Consider the following 26,059-nt stretch of genomic DNA (forward strand, 5'->3'; position numbering starts at 1 on the left):
TCAGTGACGTTCGATGACCGCGATGCGCTGTCCCGCGCGCAGCGGAGAACCCGGCGCGACATGGATCGCGGCGACGGTGCCCGCGCACGGCGCGCAGACGGCAATCTCCATCTTCATCGACTCGATGACGAGCAGCACGTCGCCCGCCGCGACTTCATCGCCAGGGGCCGCTTTCACTTGCCACAGGCTGCCCGCGATCTCGCTGTCGATGGCGACTTCGCCAGTCTTGAGCGGTGCGAGTTCGGTGTCATCGACGAGTGGCGCATCCTGCGCGTCTTCCGATGCGCCCGCTTCGCGCCAGCGCTCGCGTTCGGCCTGAAACGCCGCTTGCTGACGCGTGCGGAACGCATCGATGCTCGACGCTTCGTCTGCGAGAAACGCCTGATAGTCCGGCAAGGACAGCTCCGTTTCCTCGATGCGCAGCGGATAGCGCCCGAGCGGAAAATCCGCGCGAATGCGCATGAGTTCGTCGGCGGACACTTCGTAGAAGCGGATCTGATCGAAGAAGCGCAGCAGATAGTGCTGGCCGCAGAAATCCGCGGTCTGCGCGTAGCGGTTCCACATCTGCAGCGTGCGTCCGACGAACTGATATCCGCCCGGACCTTCCATGCCGTACACGCACAGATACGCGCCGCCGATGCCGACCGAGTTCTCCGCCGTCCACGTTCGCGCCGGGTTGTACTTCGTCGTCACCAGACGATGACGCGGATCGAGCGGCGTCGCGACCGGCGCGCCGAGATACACGTCGCCGAGACCCATCACGAGATAGCTCGCATCGAAGACGATCTTTCTGACGGCATCGATGGAATCGAGATCGTTGATGCGCCGGATGAACTCCAGATTGCTCGGGCACCACGGCGCATCCTTGCGCACCGTCGTCATGTACTTGTCGATCGCGAGCCTGCACGCCGGATCGTCCCACGAAAGCGGCAGATGCACGATGCGCGACGGCACGCGCAGATCGCCTTGCAGCAGCACTTGCGCCCACGCTTCTTCGACGATCGCAAGCAGACGCGCGAGCGGCAAGTCGTCGGGCCGATAATGAATCTGCAGCGAGCGGATCCCCGGCGTCAGATCGACCACGCCGGGAAGCGCCTGCGATTCGAGCGACTGCATCAGCGCATGACCGCGAAAGCGCGATACGAGATCGAGTTCCGCCGGGCCGATTTCGAGCAGCAGATGCGTATCGCCGGACACGCGCGCGACGAGTCTTTCGCGGCCCGATCCGCTATCGAGCACGATGGGCGAGGTCAGCGCCGCACGTCGTTCGGTCACTTCGCCGCGTTCGATATCGAGCGATTCGATTTCACGACGCCGCCGCCGCGCGGCCTCACGCGCTTCGCCGATCTCGACGGGAAGGAAGCGCACCTTGTCGCCCGCCTTCAACTGGCCGATCTGCCACAAGTCCGCTTCGATGATCGTCACCGGACACACGAAACCGCCGAGGCTCGGGCCGTCGGGGCCGAGGATCACGGGCATGTCGCCGGTGAAGTCGATCGCGCCGACGGCATACGGATTGTCGTGAATATTCGACGGATGCAGGCCCGCCTCGCCGCCGTCCTCGCGCGCCCATTCGGGCTTCGGCCCGATCAGGCGCACGCCGGTACGGCTCGAATTGAAGTGCACTTCCCATTCGGTATCGAAGAAGCGTTCGATATACGCCGCGCTGAAATACTCGGGCGCGCCATGCGGACCATAGATGACGCGGATCGTGCGAACAGGTTCGAGGCGCAGCGCATCGCCGAGCGTCGCGCCTGCTTGCGCGTCGCCGAGCGGATAGACGTGCAGCACGTCGCCGGCGCGGATCGCGCGTCCGCCGTGTCCGCCGAACTGGCCGAGCGTGAACGTGCTGCGGCTGCCGAGATACGACGCGACATCGAAGCCGCCGCGCACGCACAGATAGGCACGCGCGCCCGCGCCGCGAATGGTGCCGAGCGCGAGCGTCGAGCCCGCCGCGACATGGATGCTGGTGTGCATCGGCTGCGCGATATCGTCGAGCGTGACGGGAATGTCAGCGCCCGTGATCGCGATCACCGCATCGGTATTGAAGCGCAGCGTCGGGCCGCTCATCGTCACTTCGAGCGCGGCGGCGTCGGCGGCGTTGCCGATGAGACGATTGCCGAGGCGCATCGAGCGGTCGTCCATCGGTCCCGACGGCGGAATGCCGACCGCCCAATAGCCGAGCCGGCCCGGATAGTCCTGCACCGTCGTCTGTGTGCCGCCGCTCGCGACGTCGATCGTGCTCGCGCGATACTTCAGCGCTTCGAGGCAGCGCGTCCACGGCTCGCCCGACGCGAACGGCGCGTCGCCGATGATCTGCCGCAGATAGTCGCGATTCGTCTCCACGCCGTAAAGCCGCGTGTTCGCGAGCGCCTCGTCGAGCGCGTGGCGCGCTTGGTCGCGCGTCGGCGACCACGCGATGATTTTCGCGAGCATCGGATCGAAGTAGGGCGGCACTTCGCATCCGGCTTCGATCCACGTATCGATGCGCAGCGCGCGGCCATCGGCTACGGGGAAGGCGACATCGGTCACGAGGCCGGGGCTCGGCTTGAAGTCGCGGCCCGGATCTTCCGCGTACAGGCGCGCCTGGATCGCGTGGCCGCGCGGCTTCAGGCCCGCCATCAGCGAGGAAAGCGGCGCGAGCGTTCCAGCGGCGAGTTCGATCATCCAGCGGACGAGATCGACGCCCCAGACCTGCTCGGTGACGCCGTGCTCGACCTGCAAACGCGTGTTCACTTCGAGGAAATAGAACCGTTCCGCCGCGCTGTCGTAGACGAATTCGACCGTGCCGGCCGACCGGTAATCGACGGCCTTCGCAAGACGGATCGCGGCATCGCACAGCGCAGCCGATACGCCTTCGGGCAACGATGGCGCGGGCGTTTCTTCGAGCACTTTCTGATTGCGCCGCTGCACCGAGCAGTCGCGCACGCCCAATGCGATGGCGTCGCCTTGGCCGTCGCCGAAGACCTGCACTTCGAGATGCCGCGCCCGCTCGATGTACTTCTCGAGGAACACGCCCGCGTCGCTGAAGTTGTTCTCGCCGAGACGGCGCACGGCGTCGAAATGCGCGCCGAGTTCGCCCGCGTTCCAGCACACGCGCATGCCGATGCCGCCGCCGCCCGCCGTGCTCTTCAGCATCACCGGATAGCCGATGCGCTCTGCCGCAGCGAGCGCGGACGGCAAGTCGTCGAGGAGGCCCGTGCCTTCGAGCATCGGCACGCCTTCCTTCGCGGCGATTTCGCGGGCGGTGTGCTTGAGGCCGAACGCGCGCAATTGCGCGGGCGTCGGTCCGATGAACGCGATGCCCGCCGCTTCGCACGCTTCGCCGAACGCCGCGTTCTCCGACAAAAAGCCGTAGCCGGGATGAATCGCCTGCACGCCTTCGGCACGCGCGATGTCGAGGATCTTCGCCGTGTCGAGATAGGTCGTCGCGGCGGGACCGTCGCCGAGCGAATGCGCAATCGAGGCTTCGCTTACATGGCGGCTAGCGCGATCCGCTTCGGCATACACGGCGATGCCGGTGACATCGAGCGCGCGCAAGGTTCTGAGAATGCGGCAGGCGATCGCCCCGCGATTCGCAATCAGGATCTTCTCGAACATGGAAAGGGAAGGGTCGTTCGGAGGCGGGCCGTCCCGCCGTGAGCATGGCGAGCCGCGGTCGTCCGCGGCCGCGATCGCTTCAGCGATAGCTTCGGTTCAGTTGTTCGCGCGTGGTCGTGCAGCAGCGTCCCGAGCGAACGAGCATGACGTGATAGATCCAGCTGCGAATGCGCTTCAGTTCCATATGATCAGCTCCGCGGGTGTCGGGTTATAGGCGTTACACGGATTGTTCAGTTGCGGACAGTTGGAGATCAGCACGATGACGTCCATCTCCGCGCGCAGCTCGACATACTTGCCCGGCGCCGAGATGCCGTCTTCGAAGGTCAGGCCGCCTTCGGCCGTCACCGGCACGTTCATGAAGAAGTTGACGTTCGCGCCGATATCGCGCTTCGCGAGCCGTCCGTCGTGCGCGCATGCACGCAGGAAGTTGTCGCGGCAGCTATGCATGTAGCGCTTTTCCAGCGCATAACGCACCGTGTTGCTCTCTTGCGCACATGCGCCGCCGAGCGTGTCGTGACGGCCGCAGGTATCGGCGACGATCGTCAGCATCGGATTGCCGAGATTCGAATACAGCACCGAGCCGGACGTCAGATAGAGGCTCTGCTGCCGACGCAACGTGCGTTGCGGATCGAAGCGTTCGCGCGGATCGTGAAGGCTGTAGAAGAGCGTATCGACGGCCTGATTGCCCTCCAGATCGACGATGCGCAGCGTCTGCCCCGCTTTCACTTCATGCAGCCACGGTTCGCCCGCGGCGAGCGTTTCGCGATACACCGCGCTTTCTGGATGTTTTTCACTGACGGTAAGCGCTTGGGTCATGTTGCTCATCTCTCAGGTTCGCTCAAAGGAAAAAGCGTTCGGTATTGATGAAGCCGCGCACGTTCTCTTCGCATGCGGTACGGCAGATTTCCGCGACTTCCGGATGCGATTCCTTCAGTTCCAGCTTGACGGGCTTCGGCGAGTATTCGGGATGCGGGTCGAGCGGATGCTGGATCGCGGTCAGCACGACGAGGGTGTTCATCGGCGCATACAGTTCGACGTAATCGCCCGCTTTTGAATTGCCGGGCACGAAGGCGAGCGCGCCATCGCTCGTCACGTCGATGCGGCTGAAGAGATTGAGCGTCATCAGCAGGTCGGAAACGTCGAGGCCCCACTTGCTCATCTCGACGAGCAGGTTGTCGGTGCCATTGCGATAGAAGCCGTTGCGCAACTCCTGATAGCGGCCCGCGCCGTATCGTTCGAACACTTCCTGCGCATTCGATACCCCGCCGATGCTGTCGTGCCAGCCGCATGTATCCGCGACGATGGCGGCCAGGACGCGCCCCATGTCGGAATAGAGGCAATGGCCCGTGGTGAGCTTCGCGGTGTGCTGGCACTTCAGCGAATCCGGCAGATTGAGCCGCTCGCTCTTTTCGGCCGCGTTGACCATCATCACGCTGACGTTCGCGCCGCCGCGAATATCGGTGATGCAGAGCGACTGTCCGCGCTTGACGATCAGCGATGCATGACCGCCACCGGGGACCGTTTCTTCGAGTAACACTGTCATGGCGTAGAGCTTCCTTTAGTCGGAGACGAGTTCGATGCTGGATGCGCCCTGCACCGCGGCCTGCGCCATATGCACCGCCGATGCCGAGGCGCGCGTGCGGTCGAGCGGAATGTCGTAGGTGATGCGCGCGCCGTACGCGCCGGGCGCTTGCGGATCGACGCGCACCTTGTCGAAGACGAGCACGCGGCTGCCGAGCGTGAAGCCTTCCTTGAGGTCGTGCGTGACCATGAAAATCGTGAGCTTCGATTCGCGCCACAACTCCGACAACAGCACATGCATGTCCTTGCGGATGCCGGGATCGAGCGCGCCGAAGGGTTCGTCGAGCAGCAGCACGCGCGGCTTCATCATCAGCGCCTGCGCGATGGCGAGCCGTTGCTGCATGCCGCCCGAAAGTTGCTGCGGATACTTGTCGAGCGCCGCGCCAAGACCCACGCGTTCGAGCATCGCGGCGGCTTCGTCGCGTGCGGCGCGTCGTTGTGCGCCGAAGAGCCGTCCCGTGAATTTCCCGCGCGGCAGTTCGAGACCGAGCATCACGTTGCGCAGCACGCTCAGATGATCGAAGACCGAGTAGCGCTGAAACACGACGCCGCGATGCGCGTCCGGTTCGGCGGGAAGCGGTTCGCCGTCGAGCAGAATCGCGCCGCGCGTCGCCCGTTCCTGTCCGAGCAGCAGGCGCAGAAACGTGGACTTGCCGCAGCCGGACGCGCCGACCATCGAACAGAATTCGCCTTCCTTCACGGTGAGATTCAGCCGTTCCAGCACGACCTGATCGCCGTAGTTTTTCCATACGTTGCGAACGACGATCATCGCGCGCCTCCGCCGTACCACGGAAAGCACCACTGCGTGAGTCGACGCAGCAGTTCGTCGGTGAGCCACGCGAGCAGCGTGATCCACGCGACGTAGGGAAGAATGAGATCCATCGACAGATAGCGCCGCACGAGAAAGATGCGATAGCCAAGCCCGTCGGTCGATGCGATCGCTTCCGCTGCAATGAGAAAGAGCCATGCGGCGCCGAGCGAAAGCCGGATCGCGACGAGCAGACGCGGCAGAAGCTGCGGCAGCACGAGCCGCAGAACAAGCGTCCAACTGTTCGCGCCGAGCGTCTGCGCCTTGATCCACATCTCGGCCGGGATTTCGGCGGCGCGCGCGTGCAGATCGCGAATGATCATCGGCGTGATGCCGATGACGATCAGCACGACCTTCGACAGTTCGTCGAGACCGAAGACGATGAAGAGAATCGGCAGCACGGCGAGCGGCGGCACCATCGATATGACGGTGATGAACGGCGAAAGCGTCGCGCTTGCGAGCGGAAACGATCCCGTCGCGATGGCCGCAACGAGCGCGATCGCCGCGCTCACGACGAGCCCGATGCCGAGCCTTCGCAAGCTCGACGCGGTATCGGTCCAGAGCAGATACTCGCCGGTGCGTTTGTCTTCGGTGAAGGCGGCCGACTTCATCGCATCGCTCATCTGCGTCGCGCTCGGCAACAGCTTGTCGTCGGGATTGTCGGCGAGCCGCATCGAAGAGCCGGTGAAATACACCGCGAGCAGCACGACGAACGGCAGCAGTAACAGCATCAGCGCGCCGGTCCTGCTCGGATGTCGATTGATGAGTCGCATGTTGGCCGCCATGTAGTAGAACCTGAAGCGCTCAGAGCTTGCCGGCCGCCGCCATCTCGACGTAGGCCGGATCGAAGCGCAGCTTCACGTTGTTCTTGTTGCCGACGACGACGCCCTTGTCGAACGCCATGCCGACGGCATCCGCGCTCTTCGCGTCTTGCCCCAGCAGGCCGTGATCGAACGAAAACTTGGCGACGCGCGTCATGATCTTCGGCATGTCGGGGCTGGTCACGAATTCGAGCGCGGCCTTCGGCGTGTAGAAGAGGGCGGTGGTCGAGAGCTGGCCTTTGAAGTTGGCGAGATCGGTGCCGGACGCCTTGGCCATCGAAGTCAGCGCGCTCGTGGTTTCGGGGGAATCGCCGTGCATCAGCGCGACCATCTCGAACCATGCGCCGGTCAATGCCTTGCCGAGCGCCGGGTTGTCCTTCAGCGTCTTCGTATTGACGACCATCATGTCCATGATCTCGCCGGGAATCTTGCTGGAGTCGAAGACTTCGGTGACGTTCGGCTGCGCCTTCAAATCGGCGAGCATCGGATTCCATGTGACCGTGTTATGCACGGTGGGCGTGGCGAATGCGCCGGAGATATCGGCGTCGGACGTGTTGACGACCTTGAGGTCGCGCTCGCTCATGTGCGCGCTTTCGAGTGCGCGTGCGAGCAGATAATGCGAGACCGAGAACTGGACGAGGTTGATCTGCTGGCCTTTGAGATCGGCGATCTGCTTGCCCTTGCCCTTCATGAGCACGCCGTCGTTGCCGTTCGAGTAATCGCTGACGATCAGCGCCGTCGAGTCCACGCCGCCCGAAGCCGGGATCGTGAGCGCGTCCATGTTGGTCATCGCGCAGCCGTCGAACTTGCCGGCCGTGTATTGATTGATGGACTCGACGTAGTCGTTCAGCTGGACGACATCGATGTTGATGCCGTACTTCTTCGCCCACTTGGAGACGATGCCCTGCGTCTTGGCCTGGCCCCACGGCATCCAGCCCGCGTAGATAGTCCAGCAGACCTTGAAGTCGTTGCGCGGCGCGGCGGATGCGGCGCTGGACGCGAAAGCGGCGACGGAGAGTGCGGCGATGCCAAGAAAGCGAGCGAGCTTGCGCATGAGGTTGACCTCGAAGGAGACGGTTGGCGACGGCAAGGGAGCAGCGCGACTCATCGCGTTCTCTCCCGGGCTTTTATCCCGCCGTGTAACCTCGCCTGAGGTCGACAGCTCTCGGACCAGCATCCGCGTGAAGCAGACCGGAACCCTAGCCGTCCATTTCCAGATTGTTCGATGAACCGGATGATGCGCCGGCTCCTTGCCATCCCCTCTAAGCGGGAATCGTGCCAACGGTTTTTATGGCTGCTGGCGGCGTTGCGCAGGTTCGGACGGAGCGCATTGCCCATCCGCGGTGAAAGCGGCGCACGTTTGATGTATCGGCTGCACCAACATCGGGCGTCGTCCCTGGTTGCCAGCAAACGTTTCCTTGGGTAGACGCGCGAAAACATCGGCGCAACGCTTTTAGCCGATGCGTCGTTGCTTGCGATTTTCTTGGCATGAATGTGGCGCGGACAACATAGCCATTACCGGTTATTACGGAGAATCCGTCTCGTCGTACAAATAAAAACGAAGCGTTTAAAACAGACCGTCTGAAAGCAGCACCATAGCGGCCAAAGACATACGGGGAAGTCATGCAGCGTGAGAAGAACAACGCGCCTGTCAAAGGGCGGGTCATCGCAGTGTGCATCGGGGTTTCGATCGTCGCGATCAATGCGAATGCGCAGGATGCGGAAACGCAGCCGGCCGCGCACGTGAACACGGCGTCTCAGGCTCAACCGCTCATCTCGCTGCCCAGCACGCCGACGCCCGGTCCGGTCGGCAACACCGGCGCATTGCCGGCCGCCAATGGCGCGCCTCTCACGCCGCGCGGCACGGTGAATGCCGCATCGTCGCTCGACAAGAGCGCCACCCTCGCCGGCACGGCACGCTCGCGCACCGTCGATATCGAAGGCAAGCAAGCGCTCGACGATACGCTCGGCGGCGTGGTCACGACCGACACGGTGACGCTCGCGGGGCAGGACTTCTACACCTGGTTCGCGCAGGCTTGGGGCGCCATCCCGCTGTCCGAGCGCTACATCGTTTCGGTGCACGAGCGGCCGTCGCCGCGCTACGGCAGTCTCGTGTGGGTGGAGTACGGCCAGCGTCGCGTGTTCCAGGCGTTCCTGCCGATTGCGCGCTCGAACGTGAAGCCGATTGCCGAAGGCGCGGCGCAGATCGCCTTTCAGAACGTGATGCAGGCGGACCTGACCCGTCTGCTGTTCCGCGACGCCGACATGGCGATGGACGAACTATAAAAAAATCGCATCATAAGAAAATCGATGCAGTAAGGCCAAAAAATACGGGGAAACCGCAATGAAAACGAATGCGCTCTTGAAACGCGCGTTGCTCGCTTGCGCGCTTGCGATGCCGGTTATCGCCGCGCAAGCCACATCGCTTGTGTATGAACCGGTGAATCCGAACTTCGGCGGCAATCCGCTGAACGGGACGAATCTGCTCAACGAGGCGAACGCGCAGAACAAGTACAAGGATCCGTCGACGGAGAACCTCGGTACGAGCAGCCAGTCCACGCTCGACCAGTTCAACACGCAATTGCAGCAGGCGATTCTGTCGCGCGTCGCGTCGTCGATATCGAGCTCGATCGTCGGCACGGACGGCACGCTGCATCCCGGCACGATCAACACGGGCAACTTCTCGATTGCGATCACGCAAGTTACCGGCGGCAATCTGCAAGTGACGACGACCGACAAGACCACGGGTGCCTCGACGACCTTCGTCGTCGGCAACGGACAGTAACGCGAGCGCGCATACGACATGAACAAAGAAGCTATCACGACACTGGCGACGCGCGCGGCACTGGGCGCCACGCTCCTTGCAACGATGCTGTTGACCGGCTGCGTCACGACGCCGATGCCTTCGGCGGGCAACGCGACGCTCACGCCGCCGACGCGCGTGACGCGCGACCTCACGCACCTGCCGCCGCCGAAAGGGCGCATCGTCGCGGCCGTGTACGGTTTTCGCGATCTGACGGGCCAGTACAAGCCGTCGCCGGACAGCTCGTTCTCGTCGCAGGTGACGCAGGGCGGCGCTTCGTTTCTCGTGAAGGCGATGCGCGATTCCGGCTGGTTCACGCCCGTCGAGCGCGAAAACCTTCAGGACCTCCTGACCGAACGCAAGATCATGCGCGCGCTGGAAACGCCGGACGACAAAAAGAACGCGATACCGCAGATCGGCGCGCTCGCACCGGCGAGCATCGTGCTGGAAGGCGGCATCGTCGGTTACGACACGAACATTCGCACGGGCGGCGCGGGCATCGCGTATCTGGGTATTTCGGCATCCCAACAATATCGCGTGGATCAAGTGACGGTGAACCTGCGCGCCGTGGATATCCGCAACGGCACGATACTCAACAGCGTGTCGACGACCAAGACCATCTATTCGATTCAGGTCGATACCGGCGTGTATCGCTTCATCGGCTTCAAGGATCTGTTGCAGGCCGAAGCCGGCATGACGCGCAACGAGCCGCAGCAGCTGTGCGTGAACGAAGCGATCGAATCGGCGCTCGTGCATCTGATCGTGCAAGGCGTCGCGAACCAGTCGTGGGCGCTCAAGGACACGAAGGACTGGTACGACCCGACGATGCAGCGATATCTGCAGGAAAACCAGGGCTACGCGCAGACGATGGAAGACGTGAACCCGTCGTATAGCCCGGTGAGAATCGATCCGCCGAAGACCATCGGCAGTTAATCAGTCTCAGCGAAGGAGATCAGCATGAAAGCATCGCGTGCGCCAATGCGCGCATCGAAGGTCGCTGTGTGCGCGGCGCTCGGCGCGGTCGTCTCGCTCGCGGTGTATGCGGCGGACCTGTCGTCGGTCTCGGATTTCGGTCCGCCGGAACCGGGGTTCGGCGGCGCGACGCAAGTCGCTCGCGTGTCGCAACACGGCCAGGGTAATCGTCTCGACGCGATTCAGGCCGGACATAACGGCTTGATGGCCAATCAGATCGGCATCGCGAACGCGGCGGCGACGGCGCAGGCCGGCAACGACAACTGGACCGTGCTTCAGCAAAGCGGCGCCGCCAATCTTTACGCCGGATATCAGTCGGGTCAGTACAACCGGTCGATCGCGATGCAGAACGGCAGCGGTAACGAAGCAACGGTCACGCAGGTCGGGAATTCGATGTCGTCGTCGGTGACGCAGCTTGGCAACAACAACGAGATTTCGATCTTGCAGAGCAGGAACGGTTCAGGATTATCGGTTACGCAGACGGGCGGCGCCCGGGCTGCGGTTCTGATGAAGTAGGCAGGCGAGGAGACCACGCAGTACAGGTAGGTGTGTGAGTGTGCAGGGCCGGGCGTCAGCGGGGGTTGACGTCCGTTAGGGTTACGAATCTACGTGCATAAAACATCAAGTCAACGAGGCATAAAAATGAAAGTGAAGGCAATCATCATCGCTATGGGTCTGGCAGCATTGGCATCGACGTCGGCTTTTGCAGCGTCGGTCGGCGAAGGCGCGATCGTCGAGCAGTATGGCAACGGCAACACTGCTGGCGTGACGCAGACGGCGTCCAGCCATGACCGCGTGAAGGTCCAGCAGAACGGCGACGGTTCGAGCGCGACCGTTACTTCGAGCAACGGCGGCGCCAACGTGACCGACATCCAGCAAAACGCGGCACGCGTTTCGGGCGAATCGAAGCTGAGCGCGACGCTCACGCAGCAGCAGGCGATCGGTGAAAAGACCACCATCAAGCAATCGGGCAGCAACAGCACGGTGAACGTGACGCAGACGGCTTCGTCGTACGACAAGGACACGGTCACGCAATTCGGCAAGAACGACTCGGCGACCATCAATCGCACCGGCTCGAGCTGGAACACGGTCAACATCGATCAAGGCACCGGCAAGACGGCAGGCGTGAGCGACGGCGCAAAAGCGACGGTCACGCAGACGACCACGATCGGCAACCGCGTCGGCATCCTGCAAGGCAACAAGAACGGCATCGCGACCGTGACGCAGACGAATGGCGGCTACAACTCGGCTCGCATCGATCAGATCGGCGATCATAACGACGGCAAGATCGAGCAGGTTTCGGAAATCGGCGACAACGTGTCGATCAGGCAGGCCGACTTCGCCCGCGCGCAAGTGCATTCGGAAAACGGCGGCGGCAACACGACCACCATCGACCAGAGCGGCGCAGGCGCACCGCACTATGCGCAGGTGACGCAAGGCAACGCGACCAACGAAACGACGACGATCCTGCAAACCGGCTCGGCCTACAACACGGCATACGTCGATCAGTATCGCGAAGCCAACGATCACACGTATGTCGTTCAGGCGGGCGATCGCAACACGGCGGCCGTTCATCAGACGGATGGCGGCAGCAACCTGGCAGCCGCGGTGCAGGTCGGTTCGAACAACAACATGGATCTGACGCAACAAGGCGCGTTCGAATCGACGCTGCTGGCCGGTCAGGGCGGCGGCTTCAACGAAGCGAAGGGCAAGCAGTCGGGCTCGCACGAAGACATGACGCTGACGCAAGTCGGCTACTTCAACTCCGCGGATGCTTCGCAAACCGGTGCGTATAACACGGCTTCGATCGTCCAGATCGGCAACGCCAACTACGGCTCGGTGACTCAGAGCGGTATCGGCAATGCGGCTGCGATCATGCAGGGCGGTTCGTTCAACAAGGCTGTCGTCGTTCAGAAGTAAGGAACGCGGCGCAACGAATGGCGGTATGGCGGGCGGCGAGCGGTTCGAAAGTACCGCTCGCCGCTGTTTCATTCACGCGATGTCGCGAATTGGCCGATCGGTGCCATCGGCCGTACACGAGCCCAAAATTCTAGCCCGGCAATTCACGAGGAAGCTGACTGTATTCCGCCTGTTTCGATCTCGGCACCACTGACTTTTTGTCGAGTAATCATGTCACTCATCCGAGGCGACAATAGATGCGTCGGCACTTGTGCGCCACGCAGGCGCTCGCCCGTTTCGCAGTCGAGACGCATCAGCGTCACAGCACAATCGCAAGGGGTCAAACGATGCTCACCTGCTTCGCAGTAAGCCATACCGATGACGACCAGCTCGTTCAATCCGCCGAGCATGAGATTCTTCAGGCGATTGCCGACGAAGCCGAAGTAAGTTTCGAGCCGGGCTTTGCGGGCAAGAGCTACCTGGACGTTCCGACCAATGCCGACGCACGCGAGGCAATGACTGCACGCCTGGAACAGAACGATATGTCCTTCAGCGTGGTTACGCGCATCGCTTATTAGGCGTGGATCACGAAGCGGGATGCGATCGCGGACATGCCGTCGACGCGCTGAACGTTCGTCTTGCGATGTGGCCCAGCACGCGCTCACGTGCGCAACGACCTCAACCCCGCACGCACTTCCCCGGCGAACAGGTCCGGCTGTTCCCACGCCGCGAAGTGTCCGCCCTTGTCGAGCCGGTTGTACCAGATGAGGTTGTGATAAGCGCGCTCCGTCCAGCTTCGCGGCGCCTGATAGTTCTCGCGCGGGAACACGCTCACGGCCGCGGGAACCGATACGTCGGCGGCCGCAAGGAAGTTGAAGTGCGATTCCCAGTAGAAGCGCGCGGACGAGACACCCGTGTTCGTCAGCCAGTAGAGCGTGATGTCGTCGAGAATGTCGTCTCGCGTCATCGCCCCTGATGATTCGCCGTTGACGTCGCGCCCGAATACCGCCGAAGTCAGCGCCGCCGCAGGCTGCACGTAGCCGTCGCCATGATCGAGCAGCCATGCGGCAAGACCTGTCGGCGAATCCGCGATGCCGTAGAGCGTTTGCGGGCGCGTGCCCATTTCCAGCGCGTACGCCCGGCGTTTTCTTGCGGCCCTGGCAAGCTGCTCGTACGCGTGCTTTTCTTCATCGTTGAGGCCCGCAGGTGGCGGATCGCCTGCCTGCAGCGCTTTGGCGATATCGGCGGGAACGGTCGCCGGGAAGTTGACGTGAAGGCCGAGCAACTCGGGCGGCGCCTGCTTGCCCATCACGTTGGCGACCACGCCGCCGAGGTCGCCGCCTTGCGCCGCGAACTTGTCGTATCCGAGCCGCTTCATGAGCGTGACCCACGCGCGTGCGGTGCGCTCGGGTCCCCAGCCGGTCGCCGTCGGCTTGCCCGAGAAGCCATAGCCCGGCAGCGACGGGATCACCAGATGAAACGCATCCGACGCACTCGCGCCGTGTGCCGTGGGATTGGTCAGCGGATCGATGATCTTGAATTGCTCGATCACCGATCCGGGCCATCCGTGCGTGACGATGAGCGGCATCGCGTTCTCGTGCTTCGAGCGAACGTGGATGAAGTGGATGTCCAGCCCGTCGATCTCGGTGATGAAATTCGGATAGCCGTTCAGTTTCGCCTCGCACTTGCGCCAGTCGTAGTCCGTGGACCAGTGGCGCGCGAGTTCCTGGATCATCGCGAGCGGCACGCCTTGCGATTCGTCGGAAACGGTCTCGCGCTCGGGCCAGCGCGTTGCCTTGATGCGGCGGCGCAGATCGGTGAGTTGCGCTTCGGGAACATGCACGCGAAGCGGACGAATCGCTTCCTTGTCGATATTCGCGGTCTTCGCGACTGAGACGATCGATGAGTTCGGTTCAGCAAACGCAAGCTTGTTCAGCGATGCCGCTGCGATACCGACCGCCGCAACCTCGACGAAGCGGCGGCGCGACGGCGACTTGGGAAGCGTCTTGTTATATGACATGAGAACTCCTGATGAAGGCGAAGCTATTTCGGCGGCCGACTCCGTCACGCGTACTGCGCTTCGAACACGATCGTTCGGCTCGGATCGCGTTGCATACGTAATACGGCGGATCCCGCTGCTGGCGCTGCTCACTGCTGCGCGATGGACGTATTGAAGCGCGCCGACGTATCCCGTGCGTGTCGAAATCGAGGCGTTGTGTAATCGCGCGTATCCGCCGCCGCCGCCGATACGTTGCGATACAAGTTGCGGCAGTCGTCGACTTGGTTGAGCGTGTCAGCTCTCCGGGTCGTACCCGAACTCGCGGAGTTCCTGCGCACAGCGGCAGGCTTCGGCGATGTCAGCGGCCCATTGGACGGCCGCTTCGCGCGATGGAAGTTCCAGCACACAGAAGCCGCCGTCGAACTCTTTCGTCTGCGGATACGTCCCGTTCGTGACGGTGCCGTCGGCGGCGACCATCAGCGGCGTCACGTTCCCATTGATACCGCCGCCGAACACATAGACGCCCGCTTCCTTCGCCTCTCTGATGACCGCGCGTGCCGCTTCGCCGACCGCGTCGATGTCTTCATCGGAGACGTTCATCGCCGATGCAGGGAAGGAGATTAGGTACTTCGTCATCGTTCGATCCTCCGGGTGTGAGTCGGCCTCCCGCGTCGAAAGGCCACTGGAACGGCGCGAAAAAAGAATAAAAATCGCATCGAAAGATTACTAGGCTTTCAATCGGGCCGAGCGAACGCGTCTTACCTAAGGTGCCGATAAAAACGCGCGCTGCAAGGTAAGCGGACGATCTTCGCAATGCGGCCCTCAAAAAACCGTTGCGCCCATTCTGACCAAGAACGCGAATCATGGGCGCCGTATCACGGCGCGTCCCTTCGATCGAGGCTGTATTTCTTCGGCATCCCGATCACTGCGAGCTGACCTGATGGCGCGCAGACGACGAGCGTGTTCAACACGCGCTTCCTGAAGACCCCTTACTCAATGGCCTTCCAGGAAATCCCTATCTCTTCAAAGGAGGTTGAAATGGCCGGTGATATCAACATTCGTGAACGTGTCGTGATCTTGCCCGAGACAGGCGCATTCGCCGAGGCGCGGCGTCATCCCGAATCCACATCGAGCCGCCGTGTCGTGCATGTCTACGGTTCGCGCGTGATCGTGATGGAGGAATCGGCGGAACCCGCCGCAAAGGCGCTGGCGTACGAATCGCTGCAGGCATCCGCGATGGTGGTCGACTCGCTGTCGGCGACGGAGCAGTTGGGCTACAACGCGTTCGCCTTGCGCGAATCGAGCGCGTATCGGACCGCGAAGTCATCGCGTCCGCGCGAGGGCGAGTCGTGGGATTCCAGCGAGGAAATGCAGTATTCGTGTACGCCGCCCGAAGACTCCAGGGAGCGCGCCGAAAGGGCGATGGCGCAGGCGGGCGCGCCGACGAGCCAGCGTCTGACCGGCTCGGTCGCGGTGGGAATCGTGATCGTGGAAGGACCGAACGACAATCTCAAGTTTTCGCAGGACGAGCGTACGAAGGTCGTCGCCGAAGTGCAGAACGGACTGAGCTGGCTGGCGACGCAAAACCCGGAAGGCTTGACCTTCAAGTACGACATCAAGATCGTCGCGGTGGAGGTGCAGCCCGGCGCGGACACGCTGACTTTCGATGAAAAAGAGACGCTGTGGCGCGATCCCGCGATGACGCAGCTCGGCTACGGCACGGGCATGGGCGCGGTGACGGCGTACATCGAAAAGCTGCGCACCGATCTCGGCACCGACTGGACGTATTGCGGCTTCTTCACCAAGTATCCGCTCGGGCATTTTGCTTATGCGTCGATCGGCGGCCCGCGTCTCGTGATGAACTACGACAACGATGGATGGGGCCCCGACAACATCGACCGCGTATTCGCGCACGAAAGCGGGCACATTTTCGGCGCGCCGGACGAATACGCGGCGAGCGGCTGCAACTGCGGCGGATCGTGGGGCGTGTACTTCAAACCGAACGCCAACTGCGCGAATTGCGCGCCAGGGGGCGGCGTCGATTGTCTGATGAAGGGCAACACCTGGAACATGTGCGTGCACACGCCGTTCCATCTCGGCTTTCCGCTCGTTACACAGACCTACACCGGCGTATGGCGGCAGGGCAACGACGCGCACTATCTGTGGGTCAACGCATCGTGGAACAGTTTCGTCGCGAAATGGCAGCAACTCGCGGAGCAGAATCTGCGTCTCGCCGATCTCAAGATCACGCGCGAGAACGGTTCCGAGCGATTCCACGGCGTCTGGCGCGAGGGCACGGGCGGCTATTACCTTTGGGTCAACGCGAATCAGGCGGACTTCATCACCAAATGGCAGGAGCTGGGCGCCCAGGGGTTGAGGCTCGTCGATCTCGAAGTGCAGAACGTCAACGGCACGCTGCTGTATTCGGGCGTCTGGCTGCCCGGCGACGATGGCTACTATCTCTGGATCAACGCCGACTGGAACAGCTTTGTCGCGAAGTGGCAGCAGCTCGCGGATCAGAACCTTCGTCTCATCGATCTCAAGATCGTCGATGTGGGCAACGAGCAGCGCTTCTTCGGCGTGTGGCGGCAGGGCACGGGCGGTCATTATCTCTGGGTCAATGCGGACTGGAACAACTTCGTCGCGAAGTGGCAGGAGCTCGCCCAGCAGAATCTGCGTCTCGTCGATATCGAGATCACGCAGTCCGCGCAAGGTCAGCGCTTCTCGGGCGTCTGGCTGCCCGGCGCGGATGCGTACTACCTGTGGTCCGGCGCCGACTGGCAGCACTTCGTCGCGAAATGGGAAGAGGTATCGGCGCAAGGCATGCGGCTCGTCGATCTCGACGTAGTGCCGGGCTCCGGCGCGCAGAGTCCGACGCCATCATCGGTCGCGGCTTCTTACGGCGGCATGGCGAGCGCATCGGCATCGGCGTTCGATTCTTACGAGGATGGCAAGGGCGGTCCCGGCGCAGCCACGCTGGCAGGGGAAGCGGGCTATGGAATGGGGAGCGTGAACGGCGAGGGCACGGCGGTATCGGCCCCGGATTCGGGCAGGCTCGCGGGCGTCGGCGGCGGTTCGTCGAACGGCGGCGGCCTCGCGTCGACTTCGACCGCGACCCGCACCCCTACCGCCGGCGGCGGCAACGCGTTCGGCGGCGGATACTTCGGCGGCAGTCCGCAACCCGGCGATGCGCCCGCGCCGCAACCGGAACTCACGATGGAAGCACTCGGAGGCGGATCGGTTTCCTGAGCGCGATGGGCTAGGGGTCCACGCGGCCGATGCGTCACCGCTTCGGATCGGGCGGTTGCATCGGCGGCGTGTCCCAGTCGAGCTGATCGCCACGGCGCGTCTTGACCTGGCCGAGCCGCGACATCCATGCATCGACGAAAAGCGCTTCGGTATCGTCGAGCCCGTTCGACTGCTTCACCGACGATTCCGCGTGCGTCAGCACGCTGGCGACGCCGTGCATCGACGCGATGCGTGGAACGGCCGAAGCATCCGCGGTGCTCACGTATACGCGGTTCGAGATGGATTGCGTCGGCGGGGCGGCGCGCATGACGGCATCGCGCTCGGCGGCCGATATGGATAACTGGAGAATGACGAGGACTTCGACCATGACACGTTGCTCCCGCGCGCGATGCGCGTAGCCAAGTGTAGGGCGGGCCGCATCCGGTCGCAACGCAGCGGCATGGATACTCGCGATGCTGCCCGACGAACTTATGGGCTCGTGATGGCGGATTTTGTCCGCAAAGATGACGCGTAATGCTCTTTCCTGCGCGGTTGGGGGGCATTATGATGATTGCACGTTCAATCATCGAGGCCAAAAATGACCGCTGACCAACGCCGTTCCGCTCTCGTCATCATCGACGTTCAGGAATCGTTTCGCCACATGCCCGACTGGTCCGACACGGATCTGCCGGCTTTCAAGGAAGCCGTACTGCGCCTCGACCGCGGCGCGCGCGAAGCCGGCGTTCCGGTGGTTCATATCTTCCATGTCGGCAAGGCCGGACCGTTCAAGAAGGAATCGGGCTTCGTGAAGCCGCTGGACTGGTTGCCCGCTTCGCCCGATGCCGTCTTCGAGAAACACACGCACAACGCGTTCACCGATACCGGCCTGGACCTGTGGCTGCGCCGGCGCCAGATCCATCATCTGGTGATCGCGGGCATCCGCACCGAACAGTGCTGCGAGACGACGACGCGAGTCGCCTCGGACATCGGCTATACCGTCGACTACGTGACCGAGGCTACCCTCACGTTTCCGATGACTCACGCCATCAGCGGCCGCGTCTACTCGACGTCCGAGATCAAGGCGCATACGGAACTCGTGCTGCAGGGACGCTTCGCGCGCATCGCCACAACCGACGACGCGCTCGCTGCGTGGCGCACGGCAAAAGCCGCATGATTCCGCCGATATCCGTATGGTTCGTGCTGACGCCGCCCGTGCTGATGCTCGACTATGCCGGCCCGGCCGAGGCGATGCGAATGGCGGCCGAAGCCGGCGGGCCTTTCGCGCTGCATCACTGCGGCCCGCTCGAGCGCGCGGCGACGTCGCTCGGCACTTTCATCGACGGTATCGAACCGTTGCCCGACAGGCTGCCGCGGAACAGTCTCGTCATGGTCGTCGGCAGCACGGAGTCGCCGGAGCCGGGCACGAACGCGCCGTTCGATACGGTCGCGCAGTGGCTTCGATGCGCCCCGGCCGAAGACACGCGCATCGCCAGCATCTGTTCCGGCGCGCTCCTGCTTGCGCGCGCGGGGCTGCTTGCGGGACGGCGCTGCACCACGCACTTCGGACTGGTCGATGAACTCGCGCGCGCGGAACCGACCGCGCGCGTGCAATACGACTGCCTGTTCGTCGATGACGGCGACGTGCTGACGAGCGCCGGAATCACCGCGGGTATCGACCTGTCGCTGTATCTGATCGAGCACTATGCGGGAGCCGAGCGCGCCGCCGATATCGCACGCCGTCAGGTGGTCTATCAGCGCCGTGCAGGCGACGACGTGCAGCTTTCGCCGTGGCTTGCGCATCGGAATCACATGCATCCGGCGGTGCATCGCGCGCAGGATGCCATCGCGCAAAACCCTGCGCGCGACTGGAGCGTCGCCGAACTCGCGCGTGCCGCGCATGTGAGCCAGCGGCATCTGAGCCGCCTGTTTGCGGAGCACGCGGGCGTCACCGTACTGGAGTATCAGCAGAGTCTGCGGGTGGCGAGCGCGCAGCGCTTGCTCGCGCAGTCGGACTACAACATCGAGCGCGTGGCGGAGGAATCCGGTTTCGCATCCGTCCGGGATTTCCGGCGAGTGTGGCGGCGGTATCACGACGTGTCGCCCGCGCGGTTTCGCAGCGGTTCGGAGCTCGAATCTTCTGTCGACTGAACGCATCGGAACCCGCCGCCGGGCATATCTCGCCGCTTCCCGTCTGCCGTTTTGCCGCCGTCCACAGTCGGAATCTGGCAAGCATGGAGCCGGGGCTGCACCTCGACTATCGCGTCGTCTACCGCAGGGGCCGCCCCGGCATCGCGTTTCACGATGGTGCCTTGCCGAAATAGCACGTACAACGCAGTGCGTCTGGCGCATGATGCTCTCACAACACCGACCCGCCGAGCGTACGCAAGCGTTCGCAAACGGCGCATTCACGGAGTGAGACGAAGCGATGCAACTCGAACAAGGAGCGGGTCGCCCGCGCACGCTTTACGACAAGATCTGGGACCGTCACCGGGTCATGTCGCGTGACGACGGACAGGATCTGTTGTTCATCGACCGCCATTTCATTCACGACGTCACCGCGCAGTCCTTCGATCTGTTGCGTCAGCGCGGCCTGACGCCACGCTCCCCCGAGCGCATCTTCGGCACGGCGGATCACTACGTTTCCAGCGTCGCAAACGACCTGTCCGCGGTGGCCGACCCGGAGCGGCGCGGCATGATTCAGGCGCTTCAGCGCGACGCCGCCGAGTCTCGGATCACGCTGTTCGACATGGACGATTCCCGTCGCGGCATCGTGCACGTGGTCGGGCCCGAGCAAGGGTTGAGCTTGCCCGGCATGACCGTCGTCTGCGCCGACAGCCACACATCGACACATGGGGCGATGGGCGCGCTTGCTTTCGGAATCGGCGCGACCGAGGTGGCTCACGTGCTCGCCACGCAATGCCTGTGGCAACGCAAGTCGGGCAACATGCGCGTCACACTCGATGGCAGGCCGGGCACGGGCGTCACCGCCAAGGACCTGATTCTCGCCGTGATCGCCCGGATCGGCGTGGCCGGCGCCGTGGGCCACGTCATCGAGTACGCGGGCTCCGCGATCTCCGGCCTGTCGATGGAAGGCCGGCTGACGCTCTGCAACATGACCATCGAAGCTGGCGGACGAGCAGGCATGATCGCACCGGACGAAACCACGTTCGCGTACATCGCGGGGCGTCCCTACGCACCCGATGGCGATGCGTGGGACCGCGCGATGTCGCAATGGCGCGACTTGTTCACCGATCCGGGCGCGCCCTTCGATCGGGAAATACACATCGACGTCTCCGACATCGCCCCGATGGTCACGTGGGGCACGACGCCCGAATACGCCTGCGGCATCGACGGACGCGTTCCCGATCCCGCGCGACAAGCCGACCCGGATCGACGCGCGGCGATGTCGAAAGCGCTGAACTACATGGGGTTGCCTCCGAACGCGGCGCTGGAAGGCGTGGCGATCGACAGGGTGTTCATCGGATCGTGCACGAACGGGCGCATCGAGGATTTGCGCAGCGCGGCGGAGGTGGCGCGCGGCCGTCACATCGCATCTCGCGTCGAGGCGTGGGTCGTGCCGGGCTCGCACGAGGTACGGGCTCAGGCCGAGGCGGAAGGACTGGACCGCGTGTTCAAGGAAGCCGGTTTTCAGTGGCGTTATCCCGGCTGCTCGATGTGCCTTGCAACCAACGGCGATATCGCCGCGCCCGGGCAGCGTTGCGCTTCCACTTCGAATCGCAATTTCGTGGGCCGTCAGGGACCTGGGGTGCGCACGCATCTGATGAGTCCGGCCATGGCTGCTGCCGCTGCCGTGACAGGGCGTCTGACCGATGTGCGCCGTCTCCTGGGAGCATGAAATGGAAAGCCTGATTCACCTCGATGCGGTCGCCGTCCCGATCGCCGGCATCGATTGCGACACGGACCAGATCCTGCCCGCGCGCTTCCTGCAAAAACCCCGCTCCGACGATTTCGGCCAGTTCCTCTTTCGTGCGCTGCGCTTCGGTCCGGATGGCGCCGAGAAGCCTGAGTTCGTGCTCAACCAGGCGTCGTTTCGCGAGGCGCGCATCGTGGTGGCGAACCACAACTTCGGTTGCGGCTCTTCGCGGGAGCACGCGGTCTGGGCGCTGTATGACTACGGAATCCGGGCGGTGATCGCCCCGAGCTTCGGCGATATCTTCTTCATCAACTGCCTGAAGAACGGGCTGCTTCCGATCGTGCTGCCGGAGAGCGTCGTGCTTCCGCTCCTGGAAAGCCTCGGCAGCAGGGCAGTCAGCCGGATCTCCATCGACGTGCCCGCGCAGACCGTGACGTTACCCGATGGCGCTTCGCATCCTTTCGATATGGAGCCCTTCGCGAAGGAATGCCTGCTGCGCGGCATGGACGAGATCGATTACACGCTTTCGCATCGAGACCGCATCGATGCATTCGAGCGCAATCGTGCCGATGCATGGTGAGGCGCGCGCTTTCCAAAACGACCTGGAGGAGTTCAGATGAAGATTGCAGTCATGCCCGGTGATGGCATCGGTCCGGAAGTAGTGGCGCAGGCGCTCAAGGTGCTGCAAGTCGTGGCGCCCCATGCAGAGACCCAGGAGGCGCATATCGGCGAGGCCGGCATCCGGGCGCACGGCGTGCCCCTTCCGCAGCCCACGCTCGACGTGGCGCGCAAGGCCGACGCCATCCTGTTCGGTGCGGTAGGCGTCGCGGACGAAGCAGGGATACCCCGCGAGCGTCGTCCCGGAACGGGTCTCCTGCAGTTGCGCGAAGCGCTCACGCTGTACGCGAACTTCCGTCCGGCCTATATGTTCCCGGAACTGATCGGCGCTTCGACCTTGCGGCCGGAAGTCGTCGATGGACTCGACATCGTGATCGTTCGCGAGCTGAACGGCGATGCCTATTTCGGTCAGCCGCGCGGCTTCGAGACCAACGAGGCAGGCGAGCGCGTCGGCTTCAACACGATGCGCTATTCGGAATCGGAAGTCGAACGCGTCGCGCACGCGGCTTTCCGCGCCGCTCGTCGACGTCACCACAAGCTGTGCTCGGTGGACAAGGCCAACGTGCTGGAGGCGAGTCAATTGTGGCGCGAAACTGTCACGCGCGTCGGGCGGGACTATCCGGACGTCGAACTGAGCCATCTCTTCGTCGACGCCGCCGCCATGATGCTGATGCGCCGGCCCAAGCAGTTCGATGTCATCGTCACGGGCAACTTGTTCGGCGATATTCTGTCGGACGCCGCGGCCATGCTGACCGGATCGATCGGCATGCTGCCGTCGGCTTCGCTGGGCTACGACCGCAAAGGGCTGTACGAGCCCGTGCATGGGTCGGCGCCGGACATTGCAGGCAAGGACATCGCCAATCCGCTTGCTGCCATCCTGTCGCTCGCGATGATGCTGCGCGAGAGCTTCGAGATGGAAGACGCCGCCGAGCGCGTCGAACAGGCCGTGCGGGCCGTGCTGTCCGCCGGCTACAGAACCGCCGATATCCATCAGGAAGGTACGCAAAGCGTCGGCACCCGTGACATGGGCGATGCAGTGGTCGAAGCCTTGCAGAAAGAAGTCGTTTAGGGCGGATCGCGGCCTGGACCGGCTGGCAGCGCGGCGTCACGATCACGCAAGGCCAGCCTTGCAGGGCAGTTTTCGCACCCACATCCCTTGAAAGGGAGGAGACAACCATGAAGCTGAAACTCGCAGTTGCACTGTGCGCAGCCGTGGGACTCGTTTGCGCATCGGCCACGGCAGTGGCGAAGGACACGCCTGAGAAGCCCGAGCTGCACATCGCGGCGGCGTCGACGGGCATCACCTACCTGCCGATGCTCGTCGCCAAGCAGCGCGGCTATTTCAAGGACGAGGGGCTCGACGTAACCATCGCCGCATTCTCGGGCGGCTCGAAGACGCTGGAGGCCTTGTTGGGCGGCAGCTCCGATATGGTGGCGGGCGCGTACTCGAACACGATCACCATGGCGACGAAGGGTCAGCACCTCGTCGTGGTGGCCGCACAAGTGATTTGCCCGGGATGGATCTTCGGCGTATCGCAGAAACACGAGACCGACGTCAAGTCGCCCAAGGATTTGAAGGGCATGCGAATCGGCGTGAGCGCGCCAGGCTCCAGCACGCACATGGCGGTCAACTACATCCTGCACAAGGCGGGGCTGCAGCCTTCGGACGTATCGATCATCGGGGTGGGGCAGGCGGCCGGCGCCGTTGCGGCGGTGCGTGCGGGGCAAATCGATGCGCTTATCGTCAACGATCCCAGTGCCACGATCCTGACGAAAGACGGCAGCCTGAGACCGCTCGAGAACATGCGTACGGCGGACGGCAACGTGAAGGTGTTTGGGGCGGACTATCCCGAGTCGAGCGTATTCGCGACGCAGGACTTCATCGACAAGAATCCGAAGACGGTTCAGGCAGTCGCCAATGCGATCGTGCGCGCGGAAAAGTGGATCGCCACGGCGACGCCGCAACAGGTCGCCGACAACGTCCCGCCGCAGTTTCTGGGCGACAACAAGGCGCTCTACGCCGAGGCCTTCACGAACAGCCGACGCTGCATCGCGCAGAACGGGGAAATCACGGCCAAGGGCGCCCAAACGGTGCATGAAGTGCTTGCGGCCTTCGACCCGGCGGTGGCCTCGGCCAAGATCGACCTCGCCACGACCTACGACAATCGATTTGTCAGAAAGGCGGCAGAGGTCCAGCCATGAGCACCGCCGCGTATAGCGTCCCGCTCGACAGCGGACAGGCGGAAGCGCGCGAAGCGTTACGCTTCGACAACGTGACCTGCACTTTTGCCGGCAACGGCAAGAGAGCGCAGACCTACACCGCGGTTTCCGGCGGAAGCCTGACGATACGAGACGGCGAGTTCGTCTCGATCGTCGGTCCTACGGGTTGCGGCAAGTCGACACTGTTGAACGTCGCCGCCGGGCTTACCCGGCCTTCGTCGGGCAGCCTGAGCGTGTTCGGCAAGAAACTGACTCACGGTCTCAACACGCAGGCCGCCTACCTGTTCCAGGTCGATGCGCTCATGCCGTGGAAGACCGCCGAAGAGAACATTGCCATCGGCCTGATCTTTCGCGGGATGCCGCGCGAAGAAGCCTTGAGCGTCGCCCGCGGCTGGCTCGAGCGAGTAGGGCTGCAAGGTCATGGGAAGAAATATCCGCATCAGATGTCGGGCGGCATGCGCAAGCGGGCCGGTCTCGCGCAAGCCCTGGCGCTCAATCCCCGCATCATTCTGATGGACGAACCGTTCAGCGCGCTCGATATCCAGACTCGTCATCTGATGGAAAACGAGCTGTTACGGCTGTGGTCGAACGACCGCAAGTCCGTGATGTTCGTGACTCACGATCTCGAAGAGGCGATCTCGCTTTCCGACCGGGTCATCGTGCTATCGGCGGGACCGGGTACACGACCTATCGCTGAGTTCGAGATCGATCTCGAGCGGCCGCGCGAGATGTCGGAGATCCGGATGACGCAGCGTTTCCTTCAACTGCACACCCAGATATGGGACGTGCTTAGAGGCGAGGTTCTGAAAAGCTATGCGCGCAATCGAGTTTAGTCCAGGCAATCGCTTCACCGTTCTGGCGACGCGGCTCGCAATCCTGCTCGGCGTGCTGTTCATCTGGTGGCTCGGCACGTATCAGAAATGGCTGTCGCCGTTCTTCTTCGGCGATCCGGTAGGCGTGGCGCGTCGCATCGTCGAGTGGTTCGTCACGGGCTCGGTGTTTCGCCATCTGTACACGACGCTGCTCGAAACGATGCTTGCGTTCGCAATCGGCACGGTTCTGGGTTTGGGATGCGGTCTCTGGCTTGCCCTTAGCCCGTTTCTGGCGGTCGTGTTCGATCCGTTCATCAAAGCGATGAACTCCATGCCGCGCCTGATTTTCGCGCCGATTTTCGCGCTTTGGTTCGGGCTGGGCATCTGGTCGAAAGTCGCCTTGGGCGTGACGCTCGTCTTCTTCGTGGTCTTTTTCAACGTGTTCCAGGGTGTGCGCGAAGTGAGCCCGACCGTGCTCTCCAATACGCGGATGCTCGGGGCGAACTCGCGTCAACTGATGAGGCATGTGTATCTGCCATCGGCGACGAGCTGGGTGTTTTCGAGCCTGCACAACGCGATCGGCATCGCGTTCGTCGGCAGCGTGGTGGGCGAGTATCTGGGCTCGGAGAAAGGCGTTGGCTATCTGATTCTGCTGGCCGAAGGCGTGTTCGATATCAACTCGGTCATCGCGGGGATTCTGGTGCTGACCGTGTTCGCGCTAGTGCTCGATACGGCCGTATCGATGATCGAAGACTATCTGCTGCGCTGGCGCCCCGTGGCCGGACAGACCGTTGCCGCCAGCGCGTGAATGCGCGATCCAACCT

24 protein-coding genes and 1 riboswitch are annotated in these 26,059 nt (G+C 63.2%); of the genes, 15 read left to right on the forward strand and 9 right to left on the reverse strand.

Going from position 1 to position 26,059, the window contains the following annotated elements:
- The 6 genes from uca to NCS67_RS29340 all read right to left on the reverse strand — a co-directional run bounded on the left by uca (position 1) and on the right by NCS67_RS29340 (position 7,864).
- Complete coding sequence (gene uca, locus NCS67_RS29315) at positions 1 to 3,600, reverse strand: urea carboxylase (protein ID WP_250437658.1); 3,600 nt, start codon at positions 3,598 to 3,600, stop codon at positions 1 to 3.
- A gap of 174 nt (positions 3,601 to 3,774) precedes the next feature.
- Positions 3,775 to 4,416 carry an urea amidolyase associated protein UAAP2 gene (locus NCS67_RS29320; RefSeq protein WP_008346571.1) on the reverse strand — a complete coding sequence of 214 codons (642 nt, stop codon included), beginning with the start codon at positions 4,414 to 4,416 and terminating at the stop codon, positions 3,775 to 3,777.
- A gap of 22 nt (positions 4,417 to 4,438) precedes the next feature.
- Entirely contained in the window at positions 4,439 to 5,143 is a 705-nt protein-coding gene (locus NCS67_RS29325; protein WP_033536001.1) for an urea amidolyase associated protein UAAP1, read from the reverse strand.
- Between the two features lie 15 nt (positions 5,144 to 5,158).
- On the reverse strand, positions 5,159 to 5,950 hold the full coding sequence (locus NCS67_RS29330; protein ID WP_250437659.1) for an ABC transporter ATP-binding protein: 792 nt from the start codon (positions 5,948 to 5,950) through the stop codon (positions 5,159 to 5,161).
- Positions 5,947 to 6,762: an ABC transporter permease gene (locus tag NCS67_RS29335; RefSeq protein WP_175980156.1), complete on the reverse strand. Its 816-nt coding sequence runs from the start codon at positions 6,760 to 6,762 to the stop codon at positions 5,947 to 5,949. The genes NCS67_RS29330 and NCS67_RS29335 overlap by 4 nt, the downstream gene beginning before the upstream one ends.
- Positions 6,763 to 6,793: 31 nt before the next feature.
- Positions 6,794 to 7,864 carry a putative urea ABC transporter substrate-binding protein gene (locus NCS67_RS29340; protein WP_008346580.1) on the reverse strand — a complete coding sequence of 357 codons (1,071 nt, stop codon included), beginning with the start codon at positions 7,862 to 7,864 and terminating at the stop codon, positions 6,794 to 6,796.
- 60 nt (positions 7,865 to 7,924) lie between these two features.
- A riboswitch (guanidine-I (ykkC/yxkD leader) is annotated at positions 7,925 to 8,024 on the reverse strand.
- A gap of 409 nt (positions 8,025 to 8,433) precedes the next feature.
- Between NCS67_RS29340 and NCS67_RS29345 the strand changes: the two genes are divergently transcribed.
- The 6 genes from NCS67_RS29345 (at position 8,434) to NCS67_RS29370 (ending at position 13,062) form a co-directional block, all read left to right on the forward strand.
- A complete protein-coding gene (locus tag NCS67_RS29345) occupies positions 8,434 to 9,096 on the forward strand; it encodes a CsgE family curli-type amyloid fiber assembly protein (protein ID WP_250437660.1) in 663 nt (220 codons plus the stop codon).
- Positions 9,097 to 9,154: 58 nt separating this feature from the next.
- Positions 9,155 to 9,595, forward strand: coding sequence for a curli assembly protein CsgF (locus tag NCS67_RS29350; protein WP_008346584.1), 441 nt, complete (start codon positions 9,155 to 9,157; stop codon positions 9,593 to 9,595).
- 18 nt (positions 9,596 to 9,613) lie between these two features.
- Positions 9,614 to 10,546, forward strand: coding sequence for a CsgG/HfaB family protein (locus NCS67_RS29355; protein ID WP_250437661.1), 933 nt, complete (start codon positions 9,614 to 9,616; stop codon positions 10,544 to 10,546).
- 24 nt (positions 10,547 to 10,570) lie between these two features.
- A complete protein-coding gene (locus tag NCS67_RS29360) occupies positions 10,571 to 11,101 on the forward strand; it encodes a hypothetical protein (protein WP_008346589.1) in 531 nt (176 codons plus the stop codon).
- A 126-nt stretch (positions 11,102 to 11,227) separates the two neighbouring features.
- Positions 11,228 to 12,505: a hypothetical protein gene (locus NCS67_RS29365; protein ID WP_250437662.1), complete on the forward strand. Its 1,278-nt coding sequence runs from the start codon at positions 11,228 to 11,230 to the stop codon at positions 12,503 to 12,505.
- Between the two features lie 326 nt (positions 12,506 to 12,831).
- On the forward strand, positions 12,832 to 13,062 hold the full coding sequence (locus NCS67_RS29370; RefSeq protein ID WP_144403629.1) for a hypothetical protein: 231 nt from the start codon (positions 12,832 to 12,834) through the stop codon (positions 13,060 to 13,062).
- Between the two features lie 83 nt (positions 13,063 to 13,145).
- Here NCS67_RS29370 and NCS67_RS29375 read toward each other — a convergent pair whose 3' ends face one another.
- Both NCS67_RS29375 and NCS67_RS29380 read right to left on the reverse strand, forming a co-directional pair.
- Positions 13,146 to 14,504, reverse strand: a complete 1,359-nt coding sequence (locus tag NCS67_RS29375; protein ID WP_250437663.1) for an epoxide hydrolase family protein — start codon at positions 14,502 to 14,504, stop codon at positions 13,146 to 13,148.
- 273 nt (positions 14,505 to 14,777) lie between these two features.
- Positions 14,778 to 15,119 carry a YciI family protein gene (locus tag NCS67_RS29380; protein WP_250437664.1) on the reverse strand — a complete coding sequence of 114 codons (342 nt, stop codon included), beginning with the start codon at positions 15,117 to 15,119 and terminating at the stop codon, positions 14,778 to 14,780.
- 402 nt (positions 15,120 to 15,521) lie between these two features.
- Here NCS67_RS29380 and NCS67_RS31960 point away from each other — a divergent pair, with 402 nt between their 5' ends.
- A complete protein-coding gene (locus tag NCS67_RS31960) occupies positions 15,522 to 17,732 on the forward strand; it encodes a hypothetical protein (RefSeq protein WP_241814120.1) in 2,211 nt (736 codons plus the stop codon).
- Positions 17,733 to 17,766: 34 nt separating this feature from the next.
- On the opposite strand, the gene NCS67_RS29390 is transcribed toward NCS67_RS31960, so the two are convergent.
- Positions 17,767 to 18,099 (reverse strand): hypothetical protein, encoded by a 333-nt coding sequence (locus NCS67_RS29390; RefSeq protein ID WP_008346602.1) that lies wholly within the window; start codon positions 18,097 to 18,099, stop codon positions 17,767 to 17,769.
- A gap of 210 nt (positions 18,100 to 18,309) precedes the next feature.
- On the opposite strand from NCS67_RS29390, the gene NCS67_RS29395 reads away from it, so the two are divergent.
- From NCS67_RS29395 to NCS67_RS29430, 8 genes are all read left to right on the forward strand, one after another.
- Entirely contained in the window at positions 18,310 to 18,885 is a 576-nt protein-coding gene (locus NCS67_RS29395; protein ID WP_250437665.1) for an isochorismatase family protein, read from the forward strand.
- The gene (locus NCS67_RS29400; protein WP_008346605.1) at positions 18,882 to 19,859 is read left to right on the forward strand and encodes a GlxA family transcriptional regulator; all 978 of its coding nucleotides are present in this window, start codon (positions 18,882 to 18,884) and stop codon (positions 19,857 to 19,859) included. The genes NCS67_RS29395 and NCS67_RS29400 overlap by 4 nt, the downstream gene beginning before the upstream one ends.
- A 277-nt stretch (positions 19,860 to 20,136) precedes the next feature.
- Entirely contained in the window at positions 20,137 to 21,567 is a 1,431-nt protein-coding gene (gene leuC, locus NCS67_RS29405; RefSeq protein ID WP_250437666.1) for a 3-isopropylmalate dehydratase large subunit, read from the forward strand.
- 1 nt (position 21,568) lies between these two features.
- Positions 21,569 to 22,165, forward strand: a complete 597-nt coding sequence (gene leuD / locus NCS67_RS29410) for a 3-isopropylmalate dehydratase small subunit (RefSeq protein ID WP_175980147.1) — start codon at positions 21,569 to 21,571, stop codon at positions 22,163 to 22,165.
- 36 nt (positions 22,166 to 22,201) lie between these two features.
- Positions 22,202 to 23,272, forward strand: a complete 1,071-nt coding sequence (leuB, locus tag NCS67_RS29415) for a 3-isopropylmalate dehydrogenase (protein WP_008346610.1) — start codon at positions 22,202 to 22,204, stop codon at positions 23,270 to 23,272.
- Positions 23,273 to 23,379: 107 nt separating this feature from the next.
- Positions 23,380 to 24,405 carry an ABC transporter substrate-binding protein gene (locus tag NCS67_RS29420; RefSeq protein ID WP_008346612.1) on the forward strand — a complete coding sequence of 342 codons (1,026 nt, stop codon included), beginning with the start codon at positions 23,380 to 23,382 and terminating at the stop codon, positions 24,403 to 24,405.
- Positions 24,402 to 25,256, forward strand: a complete 855-nt coding sequence (locus NCS67_RS29425; protein WP_175980146.1) for an ABC transporter ATP-binding protein — start codon at positions 24,402 to 24,404, stop codon at positions 25,254 to 25,256. The genes NCS67_RS29420 and NCS67_RS29425 overlap by 4 nt, the downstream gene beginning before the upstream one ends.
- Positions 25,237 to 26,043 carry an ABC transporter permease gene (locus NCS67_RS29430; RefSeq protein WP_008346615.1) on the forward strand — a complete coding sequence of 269 codons (807 nt, stop codon included), beginning with the start codon at positions 25,237 to 25,239 and terminating at the stop codon, positions 26,041 to 26,043. Before NCS67_RS29425 ends, NCS67_RS29430 begins: the two co-directional genes overlap by 20 nt.
- The last annotated feature ends 16 nt before the right edge of the window (positions 26,044 to 26,059 follow it).

It is taken from the genome of Caballeronia sp. ATUFL_F2_KS9A, from assembly GCF_023630765.1.
Lineage (GTDB): Bacteria > Pseudomonadota > Gammaproteobacteria > Burkholderiales > Burkholderiaceae > Caballeronia > Caballeronia zhejiangensis.

Bases quoted from the DNA above. Each gene is read 5' to 3' on its own strand.
- uca (WP_250437658.1), bottom strand. From the start codon at position 3,600: ATGTTCGAGAAGATCCTGATTGCGAATCGCGGGGCGATCGCCTGCCGC.
- NCS67_RS29320 (WP_008346571.1), bottom strand. From the start codon at position 4,416: ATGACCCAAGCGCTTACCGTCAGTGAAAAACATCCAGAAAGCGCGGTG.
- NCS67_RS29325 (WP_033536001.1), bottom strand. From the start codon at position 5,143: ATGACAGTGTTACTCGAAGAAACGGTCCCCGGTGGCGGTCATGCATCG.
- NCS67_RS29330 (WP_250437659.1), bottom strand. From the start codon at position 5,950: ATGATCGTCGTTCGCAACGTATGGAAAAACTACGGCGATCAGGTCGTG.
- NCS67_RS29335 (WP_175980156.1), bottom strand. From the start codon at position 6,762: ATGCGACTCATCAATCGACATCCGAGCAGGACCGGCGCGCTGATGCTG.
- NCS67_RS29340 (WP_008346580.1), bottom strand. From the start codon at position 7,864: ATGCGCAAGCTCGCTCGCTTTCTTGGCATCGCCGCACTCTCCGTCGCC.
- NCS67_RS29345 (WP_250437660.1), top strand. From the start codon at position 8,434: ATGCAGCGTGAGAAGAACAACGCGCCTGTCAAAGGGCGGGTCATCGCA.
- NCS67_RS29350 (WP_008346584.1), top strand. From the start codon at position 9,155: ATGAAAACGAATGCGCTCTTGAAACGCGCGTTGCTCGCTTGCGCGCTT.
- NCS67_RS29355 (WP_250437661.1), top strand. From the start codon at position 9,614: ATGAACAAAGAAGCTATCACGACACTGGCGACGCGCGCGGCACTGGGC.
- NCS67_RS29360 (WP_008346589.1), top strand. From the start codon at position 10,571: ATGAAAGCATCGCGTGCGCCAATGCGCGCATCGAAGGTCGCTGTGTGC.
- NCS67_RS29365 (WP_250437662.1), top strand. From the start codon at position 11,228: ATGAAAGTGAAGGCAATCATCATCGCTATGGGTCTGGCAGCATTGGCA.
- NCS67_RS29370 (WP_144403629.1), top strand. From the start codon at position 12,832: ATGCTCACCTGCTTCGCAGTAAGCCATACCGATGACGACCAGCTCGTT.
- NCS67_RS29375 (WP_250437663.1), bottom strand. From the start codon at position 14,504: ATGTCATATAACAAGACGCTTCCCAAGTCGCCGTCGCGCCGCCGCTTC.
- NCS67_RS29380 (WP_250437664.1), bottom strand. From the start codon at position 15,119: ATGACGAAGTACCTAATCTCCTTCCCTGCATCGGCGATGAACGTCTCC.
- NCS67_RS31960 (WP_241814120.1), top strand. From the start codon at position 15,522: ATGGCCGGTGATATCAACATTCGTGAACGTGTCGTGATCTTGCCCGAG.
- NCS67_RS29390 (WP_008346602.1), bottom strand. From the start codon at position 18,099: ATGGTCGAAGTCCTCGTCATTCTCCAGTTATCCATATCGGCCGCCGAG.
- NCS67_RS29395 (WP_250437665.1), top strand. From the start codon at position 18,310: ATGACCGCTGACCAACGCCGTTCCGCTCTCGTCATCATCGACGTTCAG.
- NCS67_RS29400 (WP_008346605.1), top strand. From the start codon at position 18,882: ATGATTCCGCCGATATCCGTATGGTTCGTGCTGACGCCGCCCGTGCTG.
- leuC (WP_250437666.1), top strand. From the start codon at position 20,137: ATGCAACTCGAACAAGGAGCGGGTCGCCCGCGCACGCTTTACGACAAG.
- leuD (WP_175980147.1), top strand. From the start codon at position 21,569: ATGGAAAGCCTGATTCACCTCGATGCGGTCGCCGTCCCGATCGCCGGC.
- leuB (WP_008346610.1), top strand. From the start codon at position 22,202: ATGAAGATTGCAGTCATGCCCGGTGATGGCATCGGTCCGGAAGTAGTG.
- NCS67_RS29420 (WP_008346612.1), top strand. From the start codon at position 23,380: ATGAAGCTGAAACTCGCAGTTGCACTGTGCGCAGCCGTGGGACTCGTT.
- NCS67_RS29425 (WP_175980146.1), top strand. From the start codon at position 24,402: ATGAGCACCGCCGCGTATAGCGTCCCGCTCGACAGCGGACAGGCGGAA.
- NCS67_RS29430 (WP_008346615.1), top strand. From the start codon at position 25,237: ATGCGCGCAATCGAGTTTAGTCCAGGCAATCGCTTCACCGTTCTGGCG.